Origin of the sequence: Yersinia vastinensis (assembly GCF_044905075.1) — a bacterium.
Classification (GTDB): Bacteria; Pseudomonadota; Gammaproteobacteria; order Enterobacterales; family Enterobacteriaceae; genus Yersinia; species Yersinia vastinensis.
On record NZ_CP173260.1, the window covers coordinates 2,961,975 to 2,987,859 of the forward strand.

The window sequence follows — 25,885 nt, forward strand, 5'->3', positions numbered from 1 at the left end:
AGAAACAGTATGAACGCTATGACACCCCACGCTGCAACCCTATATCGACACAAACCCCTATTTTGGCGAAGGATACGTTTATTGTTATCCCTCGGGTTGCTCAGTGTGTCGCTACCCGGTTATGCGCAATGTGTCTGGAAAGGGGCCAATATCGGTGGTGATAATTATGGCGCGTCATTGCAGCTAGGCAATATCAATCTAACCAGCAATTACATTCAGCCTGTTGATTCCATTCTTGCCTCCAGTATCGTGAGTTTGGTTCCTGCTCGTTTCTGGTCAGACCCTGAAGCCGTTATCTATGAATGTGATGTGGCCGATAAAGACAGCTTATTCGAGGTTTTTGCCACTAATGGTGATAGCAATGTGGGCGGCTACACCAATATGGGGGATAACTATTTTCAAACGTTTTTCCCTTATACCGCGCTGAAGCTGATTCACGTTGACTCAGGCATCGAATTCACTCGCATTTGGCAGCAAGTCCCCTTGCGTAAATACGATATCGTCGGCAATAAGATTCAGGTTAAAGGTAAGCATTTCAGCCAAATCCGCGCAGAGTTAAAAAAAGTGGGTTCAGTCGATCGTACTCCCGGCCCTGCCAGTTGGGGATGTTCTGGGCCTGCGGCAGATAACTATTCCGGTAGCTATACCTGCAATCAGCCTAATGGTTATGTTGTTTTCAAAGGCCCGGGCATGCCCGTACCTGAGGCCGGCTATGATTCGGCAACCAATTATCAGACATGGGGAACAGGACGCTATATGGCGTTTGGGATGAATACATCACCCGTGTCAATTCTGACACGCAAAAATACCTGTGTAGTACGCAATGTGACGCCTTATGTGGTTTTCCCCATCATCACGGTGAATGAACTGAACGATAACCAAACACGCAGTGCCGACATTACTGTCGATATTGAATGCCAGGCCGGCACGGAATCGGGCGTTAACAGTGGACAAACCGCTCTCGGGATCCAAACCTCACTACCGGGATATTTGAAGGCGCAAGGATTAGGGCTAGTCAATTCGGCTGGAGGGGTGAGTTATCTACTTTCTGACAACTATGGCACTGACAGCCGTATTGCCACTGGCGTTGGGATCAGCCTGAGTGACAGCAGCGGAGCTATGATGAATTTCGTGGGTTGGGGCGGATGTGTTAAAGATTGCATCTCCACTGCCAGTGCTGGTTGGTATCCGGTTCTTACCGGCGCTAACGCCAATGGTAGCAATGCCACCGGCTTCAACAACTATTCACACAACTTCACCGCTACATTAAAAAAACTGCCTAATGGTACGCCTACAGCCGGAAAAGTTGATGCCACTGCATATGTTTTGGTGAAAATACAATGAGATACTTTTGCCTATTCTTACTGATATTCACTGTTCATCAACACGCTACCGCCGGTCTAGTCGCTGGGGCAACCCGCATAATTTATCTGCCCGAATCGCGTGAACGCACACTGATGCTGGCCAATACCAATGATTATCCGGTGGTAGTACAAACCTGGATTGATGATGGCGATGTAGATAGCACGCCTGACCAAGCTAAAGCCCCTTTTATGGTGCTGCCCGCGGTCTTCAAGATGCAACCAGGTGCGGCTCAGGGGTTGCGAATCATCAACAAAGGGGACAATCTTCCCACCGACAGAGAGTCAGTTTATTGGCTAAACTTGTATGAAATCCCGCCAAAATCGCGGCACGACACGGAAGCTCATGCTCAAGTGGCCATGGCGATGAACACCCAAATGAAAATTTTCTATCGCCCGCATGGCCTCACGCTAACACCAGAGGAGGCGATGAAGAAAGTCAGTTTTTCCCTACGCGAACAAGATAAAAAATACATTCTCATCGCCAAAAACCCCACCCCCTACCATGTTTCGTTCGGCCAAATGCAATTGCATAATAGACAAAAAAATCAACAACAAAGCTATACTATCGCGCAAGAGATGGACATGATGGTCTCCCCTTTTGCTGAACGCCAATATCAGTTTGAACATCAACCCACTTCACTCAACGGTGAGCTAACACTGGACTATATTTACTTTGATGATGCGGGTAATCAGGTCAAAAACAGTCAGTTAGTAAAAGTGACGCGGTAACACAATAGAGGAAAGGTGTACAAAAATAGACAAGTTTGCTGAAAAACAAGCCAATAAGCTCATTCTCTCAGCAAACGCACATTTTTGGTGTTTTTCTACTTTGACAAACTCCACCACCCCCGCTATTATTCGCCTCGTTCACACGATTCCTCTGTAGTTCAGTCGGTAGAACGGCGGACTGTTAATCCGTATGTCACTGGTTCGAGTCCAGTCAGAGGAGCCAAATTCAAGTCAATGGAGTTCCATCGAACTCCATTACTTATCTGCAAAACGCTTGTTTCCCACAAAATGTAATTCATCAATTACCCATGCAGTTCGATGACTCCTATATCATTCATTGTGGGCTTCCTTACGTTCTGCCCTATTCCGCCCTTCTCGGTACTGGTAATAAATCCTTAGTCTTTCTAATCTGGCAACCGTGTAAGAGGTTAGTGTGTTACTGGCTTCGTATCCGCAGACTGGACCAGCAACGCATACCGGCTCAGTAATTGCGTGAACCGGCTATCTATCTGTTGGCGTAGAGCCGAAGGTGGTGTTTGTCCTGAAGTAGATTGAGCTTGATACTGACGCAGCAGTTCTTCCAGCGGTAATGTTTTTTCTAGCGGTTGCTGAATGGAAAAAACCACCGATTTCAGCTCAGAAACCGTCATATAGCGCCCTTTCTTCTCATCCAGCCCATTCAGACGTTCAGCAAGTTGACGTAAACGTTCTTGCGCCAGTGCAAATTGTTCCAACTCAGCCACGGGGGCGGCGGCAGCTTCTCGCTGTTGTTGCCACCAAGCATTCAGCCGCTTGACCTCTTGACTGGCCGGCCAAAGTTGTTGCGCCTGTGACAACAATCCATCACCTTGCACCTGTGCCCACAATGGTGGCAGCCGGGTTAGTTGCTCTAACAGTGAACCCGTGCCCTGTAATACAGGTTCAGCCAAAGCAGCCAATGCTGTATCCGAAGTATGTGTTTTCAATTCATCCATTGATTTGGTAGGCAGAGATGCAGGTAAAGGTGCGGTACTGGCCAGCAACGCCTCCTGTAACGGATGAGATGATACTGATTGCCAGATAAAGAAACCACCGGCGACCAGAACTGCCATCAACGATAAGCCGGCAACAAAACCATGACTCGCTTTCCAACGAGGAGGGGGCGGCGAAGGTGGCGACAATTCTACCTGAACACGTGCCGGTGTCGGTTCGTTGACGATATAGACCAATGGTTCACTGACGGCCGACGACGTGAATGTCGGTTCGGGGTGAGATTCTGGGGCTGATATACCGGCATGCCGCGTGGGTATGCTCAATCGGTCAGAGGTATCAGAGGCTGCCTCAGCACTTTCCAAACGCAATGCAGCGTTATGTAACATCAGACGAACACCGTCCAGTTTACTCAGGTGTTTAAGCTCCAGCGTTTGCAACTGGGTACATAGTTGTTCCAGAGCGCGTTCTGCCCGATAAATCAGCGCCAAATCACCGTAGCACGGTGTCATTGTCCGCCAAACTTGCTGCAACCGGCTACTTAGCCATGCCAACAACTCAACCCGGGCATGTGTTTGCGGTGGCCACAATGCAGTCCACTGATGGGAGACTAACCCCGCCAGCAATTCCAGCCCTTCACATAGCCCAGCAAGACCGGCAATGTGCGTCCGGGCCAGTGTAAAATCAACCGTGGTCTGCAATTCAACCCCGTTCTGGCGAAACAACGCCAAACACAGTTGCTCAACCCTACCCCAATCAACATCCGGGCGAGCCGGATGATGCAACTTGCCAATTTCGTCACGTAAGGCGCTAAATTCAGCAAAATGGCGGGGATCTCCGCCGGTTTTAACCGTGCGCTCGGTATTCGATATCATGTGTATGTCTTCCCTGAATAGGCGTTAAAACGACTCACCCGGATTGAGATAATTTTGTTGTTTAAGATGACGAATCAACACCCTACCCTCTGGCATAAATGCCGTGCCAAAGTGTACCAGCCCGAACTCTTTCAGCTCGGCATCAATCCCATATTCCAGGTACCCCGGCGTGGATTGCGGCAAGAGCACTACATTGAGGCTTTTCAGCCGAGGTTCATATTTCAGCAAGGTGGCAGAGAGCGTGGTCAACAGTGAGTGTGCTGTGCCGGGCATTCCCTGCAAGATTTTGCTCATGTCCGGCAGACCGTAGTCTGGTAGATGGCTGAGCGTACCAGCGCGGCAGTTAAGGATACGCTGCATATTATCGAGTACCGACAGAACTCCTTGATCGGCTTCGTTCATCTGATGGAGTTCGAGACCACCAGCAACGTTGCCGAACAGCATTTCATAGAGAGAAGGCTGGGACATATTACTTATCCTTCAAAGGTAACAGTGCCATCCCATGATTGTTCAGTTCAATCTGGCGGGCCTTATCGGGGTCGAGGTCGTCACGGCTCAACACCAACCGCCACGTGTTATTAACAATATCGGGTGCCAGAAACATACCTGCGATCGCCACATATTCCGCTTTTTCGTCCATTGGCATATCGATAGTTACCGCAGCGCCCGGGCGAATACGGATATCTTTTTCAGCAATCAGATCCGCTTTTATCGCCTGACTGTCCTCGGCAAATAGGGAGGGATAATCGGTACCATCAAACGTTTTGCGATCCTGTAGCTGATAGATGCGCACCACCGTAGCTAAAGGAACCCCTGTCGCATTGTTGTTTACCGCATCCCGTGCCTGTATATCCAGATGTAGTGTTTTCACCTGCTTATAAAAAATGGATTTTGTCATGGCAACAGTGCCGTCACTCACTTTCTGGGTCAGTCCACACCCACTCAGGGTAGATATCATCACCAGCATCAGTAATGCAAAACGTGTTTTACCAGCGATAATCGCCATATTCATCAGTTTCCCTTCGGTGAAAATTTTCCTGGACACGCTGATAGCGGCCTAGATTAATTGTGATTATTTCGGGGTGGGTCTGTGTCGTTAAAGCACTGCGCTGTGTCCGCATCACAGCGGTTCTGCCTAACAGGATCCCCGTGCTTTTCGGCTGACAGGAGAGTTGAGCATCAGGCAACAGCGCGCGTAAGACAGACAACTGCAAACGCACATGCAGTCGCGACCCCAGATATACCTGCAATAACGCCAGAAAGTCCGTGTGTAACTGCCCTCCAGGTAGCCACGCTCTAGCTTCATCGGGATTATCCGTCTTCAATTTCAGCAATACCTGACTGTTAACATCTACCGCATGACTGCCCATTACGGGGCTGCTACTCATGCTAACGGGACGCCGTGCGCTCATGGTCAGTGGATTAGGCAAGGGAATACGGCAGCGGTCATGGGCTATCACGTGAGCATTTGTCTCCGGTGCCAGCAACTGAACCAGCGCAATAATGCCTTCGCTGGTGCGCGTGGGTAGGCGCATCATGCCGGTTAGGGCCAGAAAGCGAGACACCGGCGTGGCGATATTCTGTGCGCACCCATCAATACCCAGGCCACAGAGACTCAGCAGGTACTGAGAGGTTTTATCCGTGCCGCCAGGAGAAAAACTGGCGGGATAAGAGTACTTACGCCAGATACGGTAGTACTGAGTGATAAGTCGGTGATTGAAAATATCGAGAAAGTCACTGACCGCCTCATACCCTTCCCTGCGCTGGGTAATATCATCGATATACGCGGTAGGCAGCGGCGACTCCACACCATACAGTCCCATAAAAGTGGTGCGAATGGTCGGTGGGAGATGTGCATGCTCGGGGATCTCCACCCGTTTAAATTCACTGGCCGGAAAACCCATTCCCGGATGAGGGCGAAAACGAACCGGATCGTGCCTCACCTGCCAGTGGCTGCCCAGCGGAGGAACATCAGGCTGACTTTGTTCCAGTAACTGACAGAAGCGATAAAACTGGGTATAGGGTAGTTTATCCCACAGTTGTTCGATTAGCCGGGCAGACGCTGATTGTGATTCTCTTTCCATCGGATACATTTCCCGGCAGGCTGAACGATAAGGGTGAGCTGATTGAATAAATGAATGTCAGCATAAAGCGCAAAGAAGCGGTTGAGCATTTCCCCAAACAGATGAATGTCACCTTCACCGGTAAAACCGTTGCCATCCAGTGTCACTTCAATGTCGATACCTCGCAGCAGAAAGCCCTTTTCAAAACGCTGAGTCTGATGGTGCTGCACCTGTTGAATGGCATCAAGACGGCGATTATTCAGTTCATCCCCCTGCCAGTTATACAGTTCTAGTGTCCCACGCAGCACCTGCGCGCTGCTCATCAGGTTAAGGTAACTTGAACCCAGATGGCTCAATACCCGCCACTGGAAATGGTCTTCCGCCGGCGGGTAAGACGGCAACGTAGGCTTGCAGAGGTTGCGCACTTTCAGCGGCGTTTGTAACACCGCTTCGCAGCGGTCCAACAACGTGCTCTGTAACGCTTTGCGAGGTAGTTGACCATTGGTGCCGGTAATTTTCAGCGACACCGTCTCGCGGGTGAACTGCCGGTCCGCTTCCCACTGCTGACCCCCGAGGATCAACCAGGTATCGTGTAGCCCAGTCACACCTCGTTTCACCCGAGTGTGGAAATAGCGTTCCGGCGCATGCCGTCTCTGCATCCCGCCGCGATGGCGAAAACTGGTAAAAGGGACATAAGTAGCATCGGATGTCCGCTGCGAGCCAGTCACCGAGTCCACTGAGTAAATCTCGGTATGCCCATCCTGCAAGCGACGTGGGCGCAGCATATACTCACTTTCCAGCCCATTGATGGTCAGCGGGTCGGCTTCCAGCGAGAACAGATTAACCACCGGCACACAATGCAGATGAAGTGCATCATCTCTAACCGGCAGATCACTTTGCCACTGACCGTCAAGCACCACTTCGATATCAAACCAAGTAATACCCGTCGGCAGCGTCACGGTTCCCAGCCCGTTCAGATGCACGAACATAAACTTCTCGCGGAAGGTAAAGTATTCCAATAACAGCTGATAGCCGCTGAATGCACTGTCGCCTTTGGGCCACAGCAGGTCTTCGTCGGCAAAGCCGCCGGGTGAAAACCAGCCATCCAGTTTTATTCGGTCAGCCTGATTGGGCAGACGCAAATAAAGTGCAGCCTGACGCCGGGTCAGCGCCAGGTGTAATGCACTGCTAACCGCCGCTTCTCCCGCCAGATAAAAGCACAGACGACGTAAATCCACCTGTGACCAGTCAGCCTGAGGGCTGCATGCTAATCGCAGACGCAGTACCGAGCGGCCATCCGGTTCTGCCGCCATCACCACGCTTGAGACGGCAAGTGGATTGAGTACCATCTCGCGGGTGGTTCGGTACTGGCAGACGGTATTTTTCGGTCCGATTGGGCGAGAGTAAACCTCCATCCCAGCAGGCACAGTTTCGGCTATTTTCATCGCCGAAACCTCCGGGGTCAGCGAGACAATAGAAAGCGAAGGAATGGTACGAAGATAATGCGGCCACAGCATGCTCACTAACCCTTCGGTAAACTCTGGCAAGTCGTCATCAATCTTTTCTCGCAATCGCCCCATCGAGAAGGCAAAACCCTCAAACAGGCGTTCCACGTAAGGGTCAGGCGTACCAGGCTTATCCAGATCTAACATGGCCGCCCGATCAGGGTGAGTTTGGGCAAACTCTTTAGCTGCATCGCGCAGATAGCGCATTTCGGCGTCGTAATAACGCAGGGTAAGGTCTTTCATCGTTTTCTTTTTTATCAGGATAGAGTTATCGATTAACCACACAGCACCGCAGCCCTTACCGGGTCGAGGGCCACTAATCCGGCGAGGAGGTTTTCCATCTCGCTATGCAACCGTGACTTGTCCGACTCTGTCCGGCTGGCTTTCATGCGCAGCAATTTCAGGCGGCGGGCTTTCACTTCAAACAATAATTCCGGCTCCCATTGGGTGAGTGTCATCTGGGTTGCGTTCCCCTCCAGTTCACCCAGCAAATACAGTGCCATATCGTTTTTGCCGTACTGCTCGGCCACCCGTGCCATCAGCAAGCGGATTAGCCACTGATGGCGGGATGTCCGGATGCCGGGTCGGTTTTGCAACCAGTTCAGCGCCGCTTCCACACCTTCGCTGTCGGCTTGTGCCAACGCCTCCGGCTCCAGTTGTAAGATATCGTCGTCGCCCGCCGTGCTGGCGGAGACAGCAGGTTCACTCTCCCAACTGTCTGCTGCCATGACATGCTGGTTTATCCAGTGCAACGTCACTTCGTCGGCGAACGGTGTACCATCATTGAACGCCAGTCCTTCAAGCCCCGGCAGGCGGGTCAGTAGCCCATTAAGATCCTGCTTAATAATGTCAGCCCAACGTTCATGGTGTGCACCCGTTTTCATCAGTGCCTGATGGGTATACCACTTAAGATCCAGCCACAGATGATTGACGCCTTGTGCGAACAGGATGTCAGTTTGCTCCAACAGTTCCAGCCAACTTTGTTGCAGATAAAGCCGCTTCAGAAGTGCACGGTTTTCCGGCTTTGGAGGAGCCAGACGGGTACACCCATCAGAAGCTAGCGGCGGCAATTCATGTAGCGTATCTAAACGAATACTGTTCATCAGATGATGACCCGATAGCCAGCCGTTCGGCTGGTTACGCAAGAAGCCCGCCAACAGTTTTGCCTGATCGAGTAAATCACGCCCGGAGGTGACGGCTTTCAAGGCTGGAGCATCAGGTGCAGCGTGACGGGAGGGACTGCTGTTTTGTGGAATGACGGCATCAGGGCCGCCAGACTGCATCAGCCGATTTTCCAATGCCGCATAAAGGCTAGCGAACTGAGGGCGGGTGGACTCATCCCAGCCAACAACACTTTCTTCCATTAGCGCCAGCGCGCCCACAATGCGCTCAAAATCAGCCTTCGCGACTTCTGGATAGAGTGACAGGCTGTCCAGCATCCGGTTACCCGCCAGCCATTCCAGTGCCAGTTTGCGGCTGTTACTACGTTGCGGATGCAGTTCATCACCAAAACGTTGGACCAATCCAGCCAGCAGGGCCAGACCATCCGCCAGTCCGCTTTCGCCATCAATGTGCAGTCGCGCCCAGATATAGTAAGTTGCAACACGCACATCCTTACATGCTCCCGTCAGCAGTTTTTCCGCCAGTGCACAGATCAGGCCGGTGTCTGCGCCGGACAGTTTGTTAACCTCTTCACGCATCTGCTGGAAGTCATCGTCATAACCGGGATCGTCACCTACCGGTGTATCCGCTGCTATGGGGACCAGCCATTTCTCCCAGAGCAAAATCTGCTGTTGGACCTGCTGCGCAATCGCCTGCTGTTCAGCATGGCAGGCGTTGAGTAAGGTGATCAAGGTGGCCATCAGTACTCTTCTCCAATTGCCGAATCCGGTTTGTGCGCGCCGCCGGTGGTATCCACACTAAATATTTGCGTCGGTAAAACAAAGTTACGCAGTTTCAGTAAGGCCAGCGGCCCTTCTCCAGCTTCAGTCCGTAGGGTGTAGTTCAGCGGCCGGCCATCAGGCGCTTTCCAGCTGAGATTAAAACTGCTATTCACTCCCTGATACGGTGTCACCTGCGCCTTCTCCAGTAACCGGATCCATCCCCACGCACCGGGGTGATCGGCAAACTGGCGGGTACCAGCCTGAGTACTTATCCAACTCAGGCTGGCTCCCGGCGCTTCAGTATCATGGGGCCAGATAAAACGCTTCCAGACAGGTAACTGGTTGTAATAGCTTAGTTTCTGACTATCTATAACCAGATCAGTCTGCATCACGTCTTTGGCAGTACCCGGGCGCAGCTCAAAGCGCATTCCCGCTTCACCGTCGGCAAACACGACGTCAGACAGGTAACTTAACTGGTCCACGGCTTTTAAGAATACCGGGTTGAACGTCAACCCCTGCGCATTGATGCTGTCCGGTACCCAATGGCTGCCTTCTTTGTGCAGCACACCGTTCAGCCGGGTTTGCAGGAAGCGGGTGATACGGCCACTGTCGCTGTTAAGGTAACGTGCCAGCAATGGGAGTGACACTTCGCTGCTGGTATCTTTTAAGGGATAGCGTCCGCCAAAGGTACTGTTCCAGTCATCGACAATAGATGCCTGCCACTGGGCATTCAGGCTCTGGGCGGCGGGGGTTAATACTTGCTGCCACGCTTGTTCCATCGGCTGAACAAACACCGTCTGGCCAAATCCACTCCATTCCTGACCGAGACTGGCGGCTACCAGGCTGCCGTAATCACGGGTTTCAGTCAGATCGACCGCCTTGCCCTGAAAAACTGTCTGCGCCAGAGTTTGTGTCATAGCCTGAGGGTCGGCGGCATTCACCACCTGCTGGAGCTTAAGACGTACCTGAGTAACTCGTGTTAGGAAGGTTTGTAGACTAAGGTTAGTGTTGCCCTGCCCGCCAGACTTACCATCCATCAGCGCCAGTACTGGCCCGAAAGTAGCATCCAGCGGCCCTTGGGCACCGGCTTGCTGATCAATAGCAGGTTGCTCATCGCGGTTTAACAGATTTTTGGCCGATTTCACCAGCGAGTCCGACAACGCCTCACCAGTCTGCCCCGTTTTTCCCTGTATGCTCAGGGTGTTCATTAGCGCCACCAGAGGGGACTGACGTACATCAGCCATTAGGGTGAGCTGGTCGATAGAGTCCGATAACGTCTGTGCTGGCTGCCAGTGCAGGCTATTGAGAAAATCAAGCCAACTGGTAGAGAAGTCGGCAAAATAGCGCTCCTTCAGGCGTGTCTGCAGGGCTTCAGGGGAATCCTGCTGTAGCACGGCATTTTTACTGTCACTCAGCACCCAGTCCATCTCTTCCCGACGCTCGCTAACCACTTTTTCAATTGCTGGTTTTACTGCGTCCTCCCAGGCTTTGCGAGTGAACATCCCCGGCACGACGGCGTCGGTAGCAAAGATCCGCTCAGCATCGGTATCCCCAGTCATATCAGACAAGCGCAAATCAGCATACTGGTGCGCGACCTGCACCATCATCTTTTGGTAGAGCGAAGATTCGCTGTTACGGGCACCCATCTGACTGATCAGCCGGGAACGCACTTGACTGACCAGACTATCATCCAGCTTCAGACGCCAAACCGGATGCAGGGAAAAATTACGAGCATAAAAGCCCAGCAGAGCCGGCCCGCTACCCTGCCAGAGACTATCTGGCACGCCACTGCGCTGTGGCCAGTCGTGAAGCAGCGTGGTACTAAACCATGCTGCATCCATTTTCTCCGGACGCGCCAGCATCAGATAAAGTTTTAACTGGTCATAAGCGGGTTTCACCAACGTGTCACGCAACGGAGAGTCGGGGGGCAGCTGCGCCATGGTATTAAGTTGTTCTTCAAGGTGACGGGCAGCAGCATCACGCAGTAAGGGCGTGGCACTGGCCTGATAGTGCGGCCAGAGTACCGCCAGCAGCGATTCATTCTGACTCAAACCAAACCGGCTGTACCAAGGGGCACCTTGCTGCTGACGGTATTGAAGCCGGTCCAGTGTGTGCTGTAATTCCAGCAGCGCCTGAAGACGTGCCGGAAGGGGCTGCTGCACGTTAGCAGCTTGTTTCACCTGAGATTCAGCGGTATTGAGGGTGTCTCGGTTGATCAGGAATGATATCGCCATGCCCACGCCCCACAACACCATGATGCCAGCCAGCGCCATCCCCAGTGTTTTACGCCAGGCGAACCCCAACTTTTTCGCCGCCAAACCAGTGGGCAATAATGGTAGTGAATCGATCAACACGTCCCAGCGGTTATCCTTACCCCAGTGTTGTTTCACGCTGCGCTTTGCATCGACGGATGCCGGACTGAAGATAATCCCCGCCAGCGGTGAGGGACGATAGGGATTCAGCAACGTCGCAAGGGGGCCTGCGACAGAGTCCGGCTGACGTGATAATTGATCGGCTAGTTGCAACAAAAATGGGTGCTGGGTGTTGCTGCTAATCTGTTGCGTGCCCTGCTCAATCAGGGACGGCATCAGCCCAGCAAGCTGTGCACTCAGTTCATCAGGTTTACAGCCTGCGGGCAGCAAACAGCCGATAGATTGCGTGATGCGGTCGACCACGTCATCGGCATGCAGTGACCAAACATACAGCGGCAACCGCCAACCGAGAAGTTCATAACGTGAAGCAAACGCCTGCGCCACGCTGTCCATCATATCAGCAGTAAGTGTTGTTTTAGATTCGTTCCGAGCAAACGTAGTGCGTTGGGCTAAGGCTGAGGTTACCCAGACGATGCCATCCAGCGGGCGTCCACGCAATTTACGCAGGGAACCCAACCACGCACTATCGGCCTGCGCCCCCAGATCCCCCCCCCACAACAGCACAGTACCACTGTCTTCCTGCCAGTATTGCGACGTCAGGCCAGGGGTGAGCTGTTCCACCTCAGCTGCGCTGCCGGTAAGTAGAAGGATGCGCACTTTGCGAGGCCAGAAGAAACCATAGCGACCCCGGAGAATCTGTCGCAGTTCACTGACCTTGGTACTGCCGGGAGATGCCGGGGCCAGACGTGATTCCCCGTTAGGATAAATGCCGTGGTCGCGCCCATTATCTCGATGTTGCCGCCGCTTAATGTAACCGGAGATCGCTGGGGATAGGCGGGCCAGTACCGTTATCAACATCACCAATAGGAAAGCGAACAGTTTTTTATATTCGTTATCCAACCCGACGGTGTCGCCATATTGCCATATTAACCAACCAACAGTGGCCAACACCACGACGGCTAATACCGCGCCACTGCCCTGCCGCCACGGATTACTCAACATCTTCATTGCAAACTCCTGGAGAAACCGTACTGACTACCCCGCATTCGGGGCCAAATGAAAACACGACATAAGGCACGCCGTAGTAATAAGCAAAATCCAACCCAAACGCCGCTACTAACCAGGCAGAGAATGGCCCCGGAATACCGGTTAATGATTCTTGTATCAATACACTTTCCGCGCTGAAATTGGCCCCCAATCGGCGGCCAACAGGAATTATTTTCGGGGTCAATGACATCAATACAGTGCTATCCCCCAATATACCGCCCGCCCGGCAGGCCATAGACTGGGTTTCCATAAACAAGGTAAACTCGCTTTCTACCTGTTCAATATTCAGTTGCATCGGGCGAAGCAGGCGCCCTTGTATCGGTAATTGGTGTTTTTGTGCCATGTCATCGGTCGTGAGCAAGAATACAGCCAGCCCGTCGGAGTACCTCTCATCACCTTGTAGTTGCAACACCAGGATCAGTTCTGCACCAGTGACGGCATTCTTTATGCCATCCTCTATCTTGCTGTATGGCATCTCGGCAGACAGGGTCAACGTTATAAGCGCGAAGCGGGTGGGGATAGTCTTAGCCCAGCATTGATCCCAGACAGCTCGCAGTTGTTCGTATTCTGCCGGATCACTGTCAGTCAAGAGAGTCGCACGCAGTTCAATATCAGGAGGTAATGAATTAAGGGCTTGCTGGATGCTAACGAGCAAGGCAGTGATAGCCTGATACTCAGTCCCGTTGTCTTGGGGGAGATAGTCAATACGGCGAACAAGCCCGCGTTGAAACTCTACATCTGTTGGGTTATTCGCCAGATACGAGACAGTGATAACGTCAGGTAACAGAACACAACTCGCCAACACGGCCATATAACGCTCAGCCCACGTCTGCCACTCTTGTTGCGCCTGTTGCGCTTCATCTTGTAAAAAAGTGTAGTGACTGAGGTCCCGACCATACATATAGCCCCTGACACAGAATGCCAGCCCCCAACCGATAATAGGCACCGCGGAGGCCACCCAAATATTGATAGTTTGTAACCCGATAAGCCTGCCGGCAGCATGCAGTGAGAACAATAAAATCCCCACAATAATGGATAAAATTCCAACTAATAACCAACGTCCCAGCGAGGGTGGCGAGGGCTTTTTTGTTATAAACGGTTTTTGGCGATCCCAACCCATGTTTTATCCTATTGAACAATCTGGTGCACTGGAGATAACCTGGCATCCACACTCACAATGGCAACCATCAACAACAACAGCTTTGCCGTCAGAAGCCCATTCAGATGAGCCTTCTATAATGGCATTGACGCCATGCCCTGTTTTAGGGCAGCTAATCATGTCGCCCATGAGTGCCACTTTTTTGCCATTAACGACCATGCTTGATGTCGCAGAAATAACTTCACCACCGTGCGTTGTTTTATCGCCTAATAAAACAAATCCTTTGGGCATTCGGTTTCCCTTAATTTTGGTTCATATCGAGATAATAAAAAACTGTGCACATCTAAAATAATAGGTGTGACGGATAAAGAGTCGCACCATAAGCTATATCAGCAACTTAAGATAAAAAGTTTATGTGAGATAAAATAGGAGGTAGACGCTATAAAAGCATAGCCACTTAGTGTGTAGACTGAAGTTTTTTTAAGTCTGGAAAAATTGAATCATCAACCACAATGGAACCATCTGGATATTTTATCGAGAAATTCTCTCCTTGTTTCTTTGGTGCCTCTCTGAATACTAATTTATTAGAATACACATTGGCTTCATATATTATTTTATTAGTATTATACATGCGATAAGTAAATTTATTATCCAAGCCATAAATTGACAACTCTCTAGAGAACCCATTAATATATCGAGTAGTAACCATTGGGTAGTAATCCCTAATTATTTTTTTATCACCAGAAACATTTTCATAATTCCAATTTGTTCTTTGCGCCTCATTTTTATCGAATACAAATATAACTTCATTTGTATAGTTTTCTTTTATGTCCACAGAAAAATCTGATGGTACTTTATACTTAATCCCTATGGTGACATTACTTAATTTCCACTGACAGTTTCCACCACCATCAAAAGGGACCTGTGATTCAAAAAGGTCACTATTCTCTACCTGTTTAAGATTAATCTCAGTAAAATGGAATCCAGGTACCTCATAACTTTCACCATTAGCGTTACTTCGTTTCTTAAGACATATAGTCGAGCGGTACATCACGCCTAGTGGGAGTGCATCTATTTCATGCGGAATTTTCACCGTAACAGAAACACTCTTCCCGTTCAGCGGAGGAGATAGACCTTCATCCTTTTCACAACCAGATAACAAAACTAGCACCATCAAAAGGCTGTACTTAATCAGCTTTTTCAATTTCTTCCTCCGCAACGTTCTTAAACCGAGTGAGTGCATTTTTCCACGTATCATCTGACTCTGATATTAACAATGTAGTAGGTAGCATATCTTGTAACGAAAGGAAACGACGGTTCCTGCTTACTTCATTTTCAGAAGTATTACTCTCAGGGCTTATCGCTTGATTAAGCTTTTCTGCGAAAAACTGTCTTTGCCTTTTTCTCTCCAAAGGACGATTAGTATCTATTAATTCATTGTAATGTTCGAAGTTTCTTAAAATCAGGAAAGTATGGCGAAGAGGTCACAACCCCATCAGGATATGTAACCTCAAAATACTCACCAACTTTTTGCTTATCAGGTTCCATCGCTTTAATAATTAAATTAGAATGAATAACCGGATACACAAACACTTTATCTGCTTCATGCATTTTATATATAAAATCAGTTTCCTTTACTATAGATAGCGTTTTAGATTGGTCCTTAATTCGATAAGTTGTCATCATTGGATAATAATCACCACTAATAACCAACTCTTTATATACATCTTTATAAGAACCACTAATCCTTTGAGGTTCCATTTCATCAAATGTAATTATTTCGTTTATCGGTATATTTGTGATATCACCACTTTCAGATAAAGTATTTTTTTTATATTTAATTCCCATTGTGACATTACTTAATTTCCACTGACAGTTTCCACCACCATAGAAAGGGACCTGTGATTCAAAAAGGTCACTATTCTCTATCTGTTTAAGATTAATCTCAGTAAAATGGAATCCAGGTACCTCATAACTTTCACCATTAGCGTTACTTCGTTTCTTAAGACATTTAGTCGAGCGGTACATCACGCCTAGCGGGAGTGCATCTATTTCATGCGGAATTTTCACCGTAACAGAAACACTCTTCCCGTTCAGCGGAGGAGATAGACCTTCGTCCTTTTCACAACCAGATAACAAAACTGGCACCATCAAAAGGCTGTACTTAATCAGCTTTTTCAATTTCTTCCTCCGCAACGTTCTTAAACCGAGTGAGTGCATTTTTCCACGTATCATCTGACTCTGATATTAACAATGTAGCAGGTAGCATATCTTGTAACGAAAGGAAAAGACGGTTCCTGCTTACTTCATTTTCAGAAGTATTACTCTCAGGGCTTATCGCTTGATTAAGCTTTTCTGCGAAAAACTGTCTTTTTCTTTTTCTCTCCAAAGGACGATTAGTATCTATTAATTCGATAAGTTGATTATTAACAAAGGGCATATACTGGCTTGACATTAAGTGGTTCATTGGATTAGTTAATGAATCGAGATTAGGATTGCTATTCTTCGGAAAATGGTGATTAAGACTGTTGGAGTCTAAACAATGTATAAATGTTTTTTGTTTTTCTTCCGACAAACAAGCAACACTTTCATTCAATGACGGTACAAGATAAAGCTTTGCTATGCTTTTACTTTTATATGTGACAGAGATATTAGGGGAACGACGACTACCGCCACCAATCCAAAGAATAGGTTGTTTTTGCGACTGAATTACCGACTGCTCCGCCTTAAAAAAGACCACGACATTACCGTGATGCCAATAAGGGTCACCAAACTTCATTCCCCTTACCTGCAGTTGAATCTCAATAAGAGATAATCTAAATCCTAATAGAGTTCCGAGCGGCCCCCATAAATCATACAACGCATTATCAAGCTCAGCTTCTGGTGGAACACTGGTAACCGAATCAGAATCATTCACATGCCGGTAATGGGTAATACCCTGCAAAGATGAAACAGCCGTTGCAGTGAAAGTACGGGGCATTCCATAAGTGTAAATAACAGGGTTATAATTTTTCAGTGTCGCCGCATGTATAAGTGTTAATGCCCCACCAAGGCTATGACCACAGATAAAAAGCTCTCGTCCAGCCAATTTCTGTGTAATTTCACTAAATTTATCAGAGAATTTTTGTTGTGCTCGTTCAAAACCATTCAGAAAACCTTTATGAACACGTCCTATGGCAACCACTGCGGAACAGGGTATTGGACGAAATGTAGCATCTGTGCTGATATCGCCAAATTTTGTGGGTTCAGTCCCGCGCCAAGCAATCAAAATCTGCTTCTGATTACTGATATAAAATAATTGAGTGTCGCCATCCGATGAATCCCCAACACTAGTATCCAGAAATGTAGGATTAACATAACGTTCACTGAACGGAACATCAATTATGACAGGACGATATAACAACTGTGGAACCTGGGACAAATCCAAACATTGATGATTAAAAAATTTATTAATCTTATCACCACCTGAATAGGCAAAGTCAGTCATCAAACCTAAATTCATAGCATTGACAATTGAGTATTCCTTTGTGTGGTGTAACAGCAAGATCCAAGCCCTAAAAGGACAAATTCTAATAAGAATACGTGCATTAAAATACATATTGGAAATCAATAACCCAGAGAAGTCAGGGTCAGGAAAATGAAATTTCGGTAGTTTGGTATCTACCCACCCCAGAATGTTAGGTGCTTTATCACAAAGCTGGCCTATTACAGTATAATAACAAATACACCCACTTTCTTTATCCACATTTATTGGCGCCATTTTCATTTGATACGAACTTACTCGCTCAAGACTCAATGGCCGCTTTTCCATTTCATCTGCGAGAGGTTGAGCCGCAATAAACAGTGTCAGGTCAAGATGGTGTAACCCCTCAATACGTATAATGCCACTGGCATCGCTATTGCCAGTATACTCTTTTACATGACCACTTCTGATCGCATCATTAATGGCCCGATACGGCATATTAGCAACAGGATTATTCATCTCATCCAGTAATTGGAATTCAACCCAACTTGTTTGGTCTTTTGTGCTGAGGGATACGGTCTTACTTTCCTGTTTTATTGAAGTATTATGTTCTTTATTACTCACCTGCGAACCTCTTTTATTAGTCCTGAGTTATCTCTTCTTAACAAAGAAATCCCCTACGGGTTCATTTTATTTTTCCATAAATAAGCACTATAAAAAACACCAACTAATAAAAAAGCTCATTAAATATCCTTCTTCTTATAGTGAGTAATCCAATATCCTTTATCTCCCGATGAATATATATTAATTTTTCCACTGCTCAGCAGGCTAGATAAATTGAACCATCAGAATTTATTGAGTCACCAGGCTTATTTTAATTTTTCCTTTAGCTCCATCTCGTTATCATAAGAAAATATTTTGACGCTAACTTCAAGTTATTACCGTTAACACTTTCAAACTACCCATTGTGGGAAGTTACATCATCCGATGCTATCGTTGTCCCACTGCTGGGCCTGATACTAGTTCTTTCCCCAGATGCTCGCATCAATTTATTCTATCTCTAAATTAAACTCACTCAATTTCCATTGGCATGTCACCCACCTATAATGCTATTTTCTCTTTAAAGACATTATTATTAATTTTTTGTATTAATGCATTCAATAAACAATAAGTGAGAAGTAAATTACATTGAACTCAACTTCTCAAAATCAGGAGTTACTTCACCATTAGATGTAACACTTCCGTCGGGATATTCTATGTGAAAGAAATTACCCACACATCTATTCTTTGGCCCAATTTTTTTAACAATTTTAGACTCATCCAGGATGGGAGATAATTTTATGTTTACATTCTCATTATTAATAATATTAATTCTATAAGATTCAAAAGCCTCTTTCCCTAGCAAGGACAGTTGAGTAATTTCGCTAGGAAGATACTTTTTGGTAATTATTGGATAATAGGTCGGCGTTAGTGATAAAGGACTTGTAGTAAGTATATAGTCGCCATTTTTCACCCCTTCATCATCAAATGCAACTTCAATACCAACGGCTGTTCCTATCTGGCCTCCACCATTTTTAATTAGATGCTCTGTTCTGGAATATTGGATGCCCAATGTTACCTTACTTAAGCGCCATTTACATTGCCCACCACCATTCATTGGAATTTGACTTCGATAATTACCTGAGATTTTATCAAACTCCATATTGATACTACGAGCCTGAGTACCTTTTAGTTGATACAACTTCATATCTACGTTGTATCGTTCCTTTTTGCATTCATCAGAAGTGTAAAATGCAACTATTGGAAAAGCCTCTGTATTTTTTGGTGTTTTAATTTCAACATCGACCCATTGATTATCACTCGGCGGTGAAATTGCTCTATTTCTTTCCACGCAACCACTAAATAATATGACTAACAACACACACAAAAAAAGATGAAATTTTTTAAATTTCATCATTAAGGCTATGCCCAAGCTACTTAATTTTAATCGACTCATACTATTCAGCATCCTCTTAGCCATAAGCCGCAAAACGTTCGAACGCTTCTGTTCTTCCACTCATAAATTTGGTTACTGTTAATGCCTGCAGCAGCAAATCCTCTAGAGACAAAAACAGGTATTTCAATAAATAATAAATGAGAAGTAAATTACATTGAACTCAATTTCTCAAAATCAGGAGTTACTTCACCATTCGACGTGACGCTTCCATTTGGATACTCTATACGCCAATTATTACCTTTCTTTTTGATCTTTGGACCAACCATTCTCACAACTTTAGATTCATCAACAGTTGGTGAGAAGTTTATTATTAAATCACCTCCATCATTATTATTTACTTTATACAATTCAAAATCTTTTTTTCCAAACAAAGATAAAAAAACACCTTCATCAACAATATAGCGTTCTTTAACTATTGGATAGTAAGTTGGAGATACTGTTAGAGGAGTATTAGCAGAGATATAATCACCATTCCGTTCACCTTGATCATCAAAAGCCACCTCAATACCAACTGCAGTCCCTATCTTAACTCCACTATTTTTAATAATATGTTCACTTCTAGAGTACTTGATACCTAAAGTTATACGACTCAATTTCCACTCACATTGCCCACCACCATTTATAGGAATTTTACTTTTATAATTGCCCGACATTTTATCAAAATTCATATTTATATAATTTGTTTGCGTTCCAGACACTAAATATATATTCATATCTGTATTATATCTTTCTTTTTTACACTTATCAGAAATGTAAAATGCAGCTAATGGTGTTGCCTGTGTATTGTTTGGTGCCTTAATTTCAACATCTACCCATTGATTATCACTCGGCGGTGAGATTGCTCTATCTTTTGCCATGCAACCAGAAGTGCATAATAAAGATAAAAACAAGATAAATATTTTATTGAATCTCATAGATCATCCTTTTTCAAACAATAACGTTGCATGGAAATATCACCTTCTGGTAAAGACTTGGTGATATCCAAAGTCGTAACGAGTAATTTATCAACGGCCAGGAAAGACTTATTTCTGTTATACTCAGATTGAGGTATATCATTTTTATACTTCTCCATTTGCAAAATAAAAACATCCTGTTCTTTTTTATAAATACCATCATTAGTTGTATCATATAACTCCAGCAATCTATCACCAATATATTCTGCATACTTTCCGGATGGATGGTTACCTCCGTTTAGTGCATTTTTAAGCTCAGGATTGCCATGTTTTGGGAATAATTTATCTTTACTTTCTTTATCTATTTCTTGAATAAATTCTTGCTGATTATTTTTCGCATTTTCATCACTATGCGAGCTTAAGCAAGGAACCAAAAATAGTTTTGCTGTTTCTGAAAGGCGCTTTCTAATTTTAATTTTAGCTCGTGGATTTCGCTCTTCCAACCACTCCAAAACTGACTCTGCTTTGAAAAAGTGCACAACTTCACCATGATGACAAAAAACCTCACTCCCAATCGGGACTAAAGTCTTAACAATAGACCAACTATAACCAAAAACGTACCCTAATGGTCCCCATAGTTTATAGAAATGATTATCTAATTCTCGCTCTGGAGGTACAGAGGGTACTGCATCATTCTCATTAACATGTCTATAATGAGGTATCCTTTCTAATTCACCCATAGCACTTAGAGTAAAAGTACGTGGCATTCCATAAGTATATAATATTGGATCAGAGTCAATGAACTTCGCCGCATGAACTAAGGCTAGAGCTCCACCTAAACTATGCCCACAAATATATAGCTCTTTAGTAGCTAAAAGATCATAAAGCTTATCTAGCTTGCTATTTATATTTATATCTTCATTACTATAAACAGCTTGAAATGCATCGAGAAAGCCCTGATGCACTAACCCATTATTAACGATACCACTACAAGGCGCTTTTATATCGCAAGTAAGATCAATAGGTTTATAAGTAATATCCGAAACAACGTCCTTGAGACTTGCTGTTCCACGCCAAGCTACAATGACCTCAACACTATTAGCTGCGAAAAATAACTGTGTATCCTTTTTTGCATCAGCACCCTGACTCGAATCTATAAATTCAACATCAGTATAACGCTGGTGAAAAGGCACATCTTTAACAATAGGCTGAAATTTCTTATCATTTACTTGATACGGCACGCGAGCTAGTTCTAGCATTTGCTGGTTAAAGAAATGTGTTATCGACCCCGTTGCTTGCCCATCACCATTCGTATGGTAATCTGCATAAGATAATATTGACATCAAAACCAGATTATAAGCATTCACCACCGAGTATTCGGGTATATGATGCAAAACTAAAGACCATGCTCGGAAAGGACAAATCTCCAAAATATGGCGGCGATTCAATTTTTTAACCGTCAAACCGCCAAACTGAGTATCTGGGAAATGATATGCCGGCGGTTTCTTTTTATCTTCCCAATTAGGGGTAATCGCCGGTAATTTATCGCACAATTTCCCAATAGTGATGTACTGGTACTCATACCCTTCTTGTTCTGCCAATTTTTTAACCGTTGAATACTTTTCTTCCCTACCGACACGCAGCGATCGAGTTTCCATTTCATCTGCGAGAGGTTGGGCCTCAATAAACAAGGTCAGGTCAAGATGGTGTATTCCCTCAATACGTATAATGCCACTAGCATCGCTACTGCCTGTATACTCTTTCACATGACCACTTCTGGTCGCATCATTTATGGCCCGGTACGGCATATTAACGACAGGATCATTCATCTCATCCAGTAATTGGAATTCAATCCAACTTGTTTGGTTTTTTGCGCTGAGTGATACGGTCTTACTTTCTTCTTTTATTGAAGTATTATGTTCTTTATTACTCACCTGCTCACCTCTTTTATTAGTTCTGAATTATTTCTTTTTAACAAAAGAGATTCCCTCACAGGTTGCTTTTCCTTTTCCATAAATAAGCACCATAGAAGACACTAACTAATAAAAAACAGCTTGGCAGCAACCATTTCATTAAAAAAACCATATAAAATGCGGCTTTGGTTTCCCCCTCATAGTGTCCTTGTAGGATAAAACCTTCATAGACATGATAAAGAGATGATGAAAAACCAGTGATAATGAAGATAAAAAATAAGGTTAAGGAAAGTAAAATATAAAGAGATATATGAAAAAATTTTCTTTTCATAGAATCTCCCAGAACAAGACTTTGGTTGATTTCCTTAGGTCAGACATTGACAGGTAACTTTCAGATGCCTGAGGAAAGGTTCTTCTTGCCCAAGTAGATAACCATCCCAGACTGGCTAATTTATTGTTCTTCCATAAATCAATATGATCGCCAGTAGGGGATTTTTCACCAGAGCGTAACCAATAATCTTGGAAAAAGATGAGCCCTGTTTTATCAGACACAGCATCTTCATAAGTCTTTCCTGTCAACTCCAGTGGCTTTTTGCCACCGGCAAAAGGAAGTGTTTTCTGACTTTTAAGATAATCACTCAGTTCTTGGGCACGGATAGCATGAATTCCTTTTCCTGTACTGTCCGGTGTCGGGCAATTCCAACACCGAGTTCCTTTAAAGCTTTTCATCAATATGCCACATTTATACAAAGCCTGACTGACATTTATTGCGCAGTGATCTGAAAATATATCGTCTTTCGACTTGGGATCAATATGTTTGATCGTACTTGAAGGGTAAGCCGACCATAGCTCATCAAAGTAGACAGATTTAATTTTGACATCCTGGACAGAACCCGTTTTATTATTGGGTTTCACGACTGTTTTCTGATTCATTTATGCGTCCTTCTCTATCCGAGCAAGAGCTTCATCACCCCAAAGTACAGTTATTTCCGATTTTCCCTGAGTCACCATCCGTTCAGTCAGTCCTTGAGCATCGGTAAATCCCGAGTAAACCTGTCCATCTTGCGATTTTGCATAGTAAGCATATTCCACCAGTGGCTCTCCCGTTGACTCATCTATCGCCCTTAATTGCTCATCCAGTGATTCATCTGGTGAACTGATGGTCAATGGCATTGGAGTGGTGGTGAAAATTTTGGCTGTTTTCCCTTCAATGTCAGTCGTTCCTGAGTAAACATCCCCTGCGCTAGTTGTTATCTGATAGCGAGTAAAGGGTAAGGCTTCCCCAGTTTTTTCATCAGTAAGGGCATAACTCCCCCCAAAACCACGAGGGAATACTTTAGGTGCTACATTCAGACTTGCCGCGCCCATCTTCTGTACATTGGCCGACTTCAGCAAGATATTACCCGGGCAACCCAGTTCAATATTCCCACCGCTGAGTTTGATATAGGCTCCACCACAAGTCAGCACTAACTCACTGTTCGCCGATATTTCCACTTTCCCTTCTGCGCTGCGGATTTCGATATCTTTTTGGGCCGTCGCTAAAATCGCATCACTCTGCGCCTGTATTTCTATCTTACCCTTGCCCGCAAACAGTTTCATGCCCTGCCCTTGCGCAAATAGACTCACCGCATCACTCGCCGCCACCGTGAATGACTTACCCGCGCTGATATCAGTGTTGTGCCCTGACATTACACCGACACTTTCACCGCCCGAGGCTATCCGTACCGCTTTTGGGCTCACTATCCCTATACCTTCCGGGGCATGCAGTAATATCCCTGCCGCGCTCAGTTCGTTCAGCGTTTTGTTCAACTGCTGCTGACTAGCAATATCTCCTTCATGTGCTTGCGCGGTTTGTACTGCTTGCGATAGGCTTTTCGCTAGCGACAAAGCCGTCTCCAGTTGGCTTATTGCCTCGCTCATATCCAGCATTTCCCCCCCAGCAGACGGCTGTTTATCTGCACTGATAAACACCCCTTTGCCCCCCCGTACCGCTACCCAATCATCGGTACGTAGCTCTGCACCTTCACCCCGTAAATTGCGCTGGGCATCCACGTTATGCCCGAGGTTCAACTGGGTTTTTCCGCCGTACTCGGTGCTGAGCTTGATGTGTTCTTCGCCACGCTGGTCTTCCATCCTGAGCTTGTTGAAAGCAGGCGTGCGGATCACGTTACGGGTATTATTTTTTTCGGTGACATGGTCGGTATGACGCGAATCGTGCAGGGCATGGGCAATATACGGGCGGTCCGGGTCACCGTCATGGAAGGCTATCGCTACCTCGGTGCCTTGTATCAGCGGGAAGTGGATACCGTACACATCGCCACCGTAAGGTTTGGCGAGTCGCACCGGCATGCTCTCCTGCCCTTGTGCCTTATCGTCCTGGTCTGCATCAAATTTCACCCGATATAGGCCAGAGGTATCCTGCCAAGCATAAATATCGTTCGACTTCGCACTGGTCACTCGAGCCATCATCGTGCCGCTGACTTTTGGACGCGGAAGCAATGCCGGACGCCAACATAGAGTTTCACTGTAAGGGACGGCTGCGATAGTGACTTTCAGTGCATCTTTACGGCTGGCGCTAAACCCAGTGCGTACCACGACCATCGGTTGTGTCAACAGCTCCGGCAGCGTGGACGGGATTGATGTGTCGGTTACCGTCAGCACCTGAGCAGGGTGTAATGTGGGATCGGCGCTAAGACCGGTGATCAGTGTTTGTGCTGACAGAAAACGTTCATGGTCAAGGCGGGCAAGGAAGTTAGCGGTTTCTGCTGTAGGGTCGATTTTATCGCCAGTATCCAGATGGCGAGGTTTGTAGTGATACACTTCACCATAAGTGACCCCTTCACCGTCGCCGCGCGTCATGTCTGTTCGGGTGGACTGTAACACTTTCTGCGCTTCACGGTAGTTGTAATCTTTCGCAGTAACGCTGGCCTCAACGACATTGTGATGTACACTCAGCCCCCAGACTGACTCTACTCCGGTGTCACTCATGCCTGACGGGCTATTCAGCGGCAGGGATTTACCAAACTCATAGGCACTCTGCTTATCAGCAAAATGCACCACTTCAGTCTGGGTGTCCGGCTGCAAAGTGAAGAAATAAAATATCCCCATCTCTGAGAGCAACCGCTCAATAAACTTAAGGTCTGTCTCCTGATACTGGTTTATCTGCTCACGTTTCGGGTAGGTCTGTTTCAGGGTGAACTCATATTCCCAGTCCTTCAGGCCATGTTCCTGAAGTATTTGTTCGACAACTTCAGGTACCGATTTATTAACAAAAAAACGGTGGGTGCGGTACTGGTTATCCAACAATGCGATGAAAGGTTCTAGCGTTATCTGATAATTAACCTGATCGGCTGAACCCGATATCCGGCGAAAATCTGTGATAACACCATGCACCACCTTCTGTTCCATCAAACTCTGCAACAAGCCAGTCCCCATCGTCAGCGTTGCTGGTTTGCGCAGTAATTGGTCCGCATCAATATTTTTGTCTGTGCTGGTGAACAGTATATTGTAGTGATATGTATTGCTGAGTCCCTCATTGCCGCTGAAATCTTCGACGTCCAATGGTGACAGGCAGGAAGGAATATCAAGGCGGTAGCGATTCAGAGTAATTCCGGTAAGTTTTGATAATGTGTTCTGTAGCGTATTAGTAAGATTCATGGGTTTTACTCCGTGGTAATAACCTGCTTATTTCAAGTACAAAACAGGCAAAACCTA

At 46.5% G+C, this 25,885-nt stretch carries 19 protein-coding genes and 1 tRNA gene; 3 read left to right on the forward strand and 17 right to left on the reverse strand.

From position 1 onward, the window contains the following. Positions 1–9: 9 nt before the first annotated feature. The 3 genes from ACIOG0_RS13840 (at position 10) to ACIOG0_RS13850 (ending at position 2,316) form a co-directional block, all read left to right on the forward strand. Positions 10–1,344 (forward strand): fimbrial protein, encoded by a 1,335-nt coding sequence (locus tag ACIOG0_RS13840; RefSeq protein ID WP_050141296.1) that lies wholly within the window; start codon positions 10–12, stop codon positions 1,342–1,344. Then, the gene (locus tag ACIOG0_RS13845) at positions 1,341–2,093 is read left to right on the forward strand and encodes a molecular chaperone (RefSeq protein ID WP_050141295.1); all 753 of its coding nucleotides are present in this window, start codon (positions 1,341–1,343) and stop codon (positions 2,091–2,093) included. Before ACIOG0_RS13840 ends, ACIOG0_RS13845 begins: the two co-directional genes overlap by 4 nt. Positions 2,094–2,240: 147 nt before the next feature. Further along, a tRNA-Asn gene (locus ACIOG0_RS13850) sits at positions 2,241–2,316 on the forward strand. A 205-nt stretch (positions 2,317–2,521) separates the two neighbouring features. Here ACIOG0_RS13850 and ACIOG0_RS13855 read toward each other — a convergent pair. The 17 genes from ACIOG0_RS13855 to ACIOG0_RS13935 all read right to left on the reverse strand — a co-directional run bounded on the left by ACIOG0_RS13855 (position 2,522) and on the right by ACIOG0_RS13935 (position 25,828). Next, a complete protein-coding gene (locus tag ACIOG0_RS13855; protein WP_145582003.1) occupies positions 2,522–3,937 on the reverse strand; it encodes a VasL domain-containing protein in 1,416 nt (471 codons plus the stop codon). A 24-nt stretch (positions 3,938–3,961) separates the two neighbouring features. After that, positions 3,962–4,405 (reverse strand): type VI secretion system baseplate subunit TssE, encoded by a 444-nt coding sequence (gene tssE / locus ACIOG0_RS13860; protein WP_404704867.1) that lies wholly within the window; start codon positions 4,403–4,405, stop codon positions 3,962–3,964. Position 4,406: 1 nt separating this feature from the next. Next, complete coding sequence (gene tssJ / locus ACIOG0_RS13865; RefSeq protein ID WP_277749982.1) at positions 4,407–4,943, reverse strand: type VI secretion system lipoprotein TssJ; 537 nt, start codon at positions 4,941–4,943, stop codon at positions 4,407–4,409. Then, the gene (gene tssG, locus ACIOG0_RS13870) at positions 4,924–6,030 is read right to left on the reverse strand and encodes a type VI secretion system baseplate subunit TssG (protein WP_164908324.1); all 1,107 of its coding nucleotides are present in this window, start codon (positions 6,028–6,030) and stop codon (positions 4,924–4,926) included. The genes tssJ and tssG overlap by 20 nt, the downstream gene beginning before the upstream one ends. Beyond that, entirely contained in the window at positions 5,985–7,748 is a 1,764-nt protein-coding gene (gene tssF, locus ACIOG0_RS13875; RefSeq protein ID WP_128451053.1) for a type VI secretion system baseplate subunit TssF, read from the reverse strand. Before tssF ends, tssG begins: the two co-directional genes overlap by 46 nt. A gap of 32 nt (positions 7,749–7,780) precedes the next feature. Then, complete coding sequence (gene tssA, locus ACIOG0_RS13880; RefSeq protein WP_128451054.1) at positions 7,781–9,367, reverse strand: type VI secretion system protein TssA; 1,587 nt, start codon at positions 9,365–9,367, stop codon at positions 7,781–7,783. After that, the gene (locus tag ACIOG0_RS13885; RefSeq protein ID WP_164908325.1) at positions 9,367–12,768 is read right to left on the reverse strand and encodes an ImcF-related family protein; all 3,402 of its coding nucleotides are present in this window, start codon (positions 12,766–12,768) and stop codon (positions 9,367–9,369) included. The genes tssA and ACIOG0_RS13885 overlap by 1 nt, the downstream gene beginning before the upstream one ends. Beyond that, a complete protein-coding gene (locus ACIOG0_RS13890) occupies positions 12,752–13,927 on the reverse strand; it encodes a type VI secretion protein (protein WP_128451055.1) in 1,176 nt (391 codons plus the stop codon). Before ACIOG0_RS13890 ends, ACIOG0_RS13885 begins: the two co-directional genes overlap by 17 nt. 3 nt (positions 13,928–13,930) lie before the next feature. Continuing rightward, positions 13,931–14,197 carry a PAAR domain-containing protein gene (locus ACIOG0_RS13895; protein ID WP_128451056.1) on the reverse strand — a complete coding sequence of 89 codons (267 nt, stop codon included), beginning with the start codon at positions 14,195–14,197 and terminating at the stop codon, positions 13,931–13,933. 166 nt (positions 14,198–14,363) lie between these two features. Continuing rightward, on the reverse strand, positions 14,364–15,110 hold the full coding sequence (locus ACIOG0_RS13900; protein ID WP_128451057.1) for a hypothetical protein: 747 nt from the start codon (positions 15,108–15,110) through the stop codon (positions 14,364–14,366). A 230-nt stretch (positions 15,111–15,340) separates the two neighbouring features. Continuing rightward, complete coding sequence (locus ACIOG0_RS13905; protein ID WP_404704868.1) at positions 15,341–16,087, reverse strand: hypothetical protein; 747 nt, start codon at positions 16,085–16,087, stop codon at positions 15,341–15,343. After that, complete coding sequence (locus ACIOG0_RS13910; RefSeq protein WP_404704869.1) at positions 16,071–17,993, reverse strand: lipase family protein; 1,923 nt, start codon at positions 17,991–17,993, stop codon at positions 16,071–16,073. The genes ACIOG0_RS13905 and ACIOG0_RS13910 overlap by 17 nt, the downstream gene beginning before the upstream one ends. Before the next feature lie 559 nt (positions 17,994–18,552). Next, the gene (locus ACIOG0_RS13915) at positions 18,553–19,365 is read right to left on the reverse strand and encodes a hypothetical protein (RefSeq protein ID WP_235895126.1); all 813 of its coding nucleotides are present in this window, start codon (positions 19,363–19,365) and stop codon (positions 18,553–18,555) included. Between the two features lie 149 nt (positions 19,366–19,514). Further along, positions 19,515–20,279, reverse strand: a complete 765-nt coding sequence (locus ACIOG0_RS13920; RefSeq protein WP_235895127.1) for a hypothetical protein — start codon at positions 20,277–20,279, stop codon at positions 19,515–19,517. Continuing rightward, complete coding sequence (locus tag ACIOG0_RS13925; RefSeq protein WP_128451059.1) at positions 20,276–22,192, reverse strand: lipase family protein; 1,917 nt, start codon at positions 22,190–22,192, stop codon at positions 20,276–20,278. The genes ACIOG0_RS13920 and ACIOG0_RS13925 overlap by 4 nt, the downstream gene beginning before the upstream one ends. A gap of 306 nt (positions 22,193–22,498) precedes the next feature. Continuing rightward, positions 22,499–23,104 (reverse strand): T6SS effector amidase Tae4 family protein, encoded by a 606-nt coding sequence (locus tag ACIOG0_RS13930; protein ID WP_128451060.1) that lies wholly within the window; start codon positions 23,102–23,104, stop codon positions 22,499–22,501. Continuing rightward, positions 23,105–25,828, reverse strand: a complete 2,724-nt coding sequence (locus ACIOG0_RS13935) for a type VI secretion system Vgr family protein (protein ID WP_128451061.1) — start codon at positions 25,826–25,828, stop codon at positions 23,105–23,107. It abuts the gene before it with no gap. Positions 25,829–25,885 lie beyond the last annotated feature (57 nt).

Bases quoted from the DNA above. Each gene is read 5' to 3' on its own strand.
- tssG (WP_164908324.1), bottom strand. From the start codon at position 6,030: ATGTATCCGATGGAAAGAGAATCACAATCAGCGTCTGCCCGGCTAATC.
- ACIOG0_RS13845 (WP_050141295.1), top strand. From the start codon at position 1,341: ATGAGATACTTTTGCCTATTCTTACTGATATTCACTGTTCATCAACAC.
- ACIOG0_RS13890 (WP_128451055.1), bottom strand. From the start codon at position 13,927: ATGGGTTGGGATCGCCAAAAACCGTTTATAACAAAAAAGCCCTCGCCA.
- tssA (WP_128451054.1), bottom strand. From the start codon at position 9,367: ATGGCCACCTTGATCACCTTACTCAACGCCTGCCATGCTGAACAGCAG.
- ACIOG0_RS13935 (WP_128451061.1), bottom strand. From the start codon at position 25,828: ATGAATCTTACTAATACGCTACAGAACACATTATCAAAACTTACCGGA.
- tssJ (WP_277749982.1), bottom strand. From the start codon at position 4,943: ATGGCGATTATCGCTGGTAAAACACGTTTTGCATTACTGATGCTGGTG.
- ACIOG0_RS13885 (WP_164908325.1), bottom strand. From the start codon at position 12,768: ATGAAGATGTTGAGTAATCCGTGGCGGCAGGGCAGTGGCGCGGTATTA.
- ACIOG0_RS13930 (WP_128451060.1), bottom strand. From the start codon at position 23,104: ATGAATCAGAAAACAGTCGTGAAACCCAATAATAAAACGGGTTCTGTC.
- tssE (WP_404704867.1), bottom strand. From the start codon at position 4,405: ATGTCCCAGCCTTCTCTCTATGAAATGCTGTTCGGCAACGTTGCTGGT.
- ACIOG0_RS13840 (WP_050141296.1), top strand. From the start codon at position 10: ATGAACGCTATGACACCCCACGCTGCAACCCTATATCGACACAAACCC.
- tssF (WP_128451053.1), bottom strand. From the start codon at position 7,748: ATGAAAGACCTTACCCTGCGTTATTACGACGCCGAAATGCGCTATCTG.
- ACIOG0_RS13855 (WP_145582003.1), bottom strand. From the start codon at position 3,937: ATGATATCGAATACCGAGCGCACGGTTAAAACCGGCGGAGATCCCCGC.
- ACIOG0_RS13895 (WP_128451056.1), bottom strand. From the start codon at position 14,197: ATGCCCAAAGGATTTGTTTTATTAGGCGATAAAACAACGCACGGTGGT.
- ACIOG0_RS13920 (WP_235895127.1), bottom strand. From the start codon at position 20,279: ATGAGATTCAATAAAATATTTATCTTGTTTTTATCTTTATTATGCACT.
- ACIOG0_RS13915 (WP_235895126.1), bottom strand. From the start codon at position 19,365: ATGAGTCGATTAAAATTAAGTAGCTTGGGCATAGCCTTAATGATGAAA.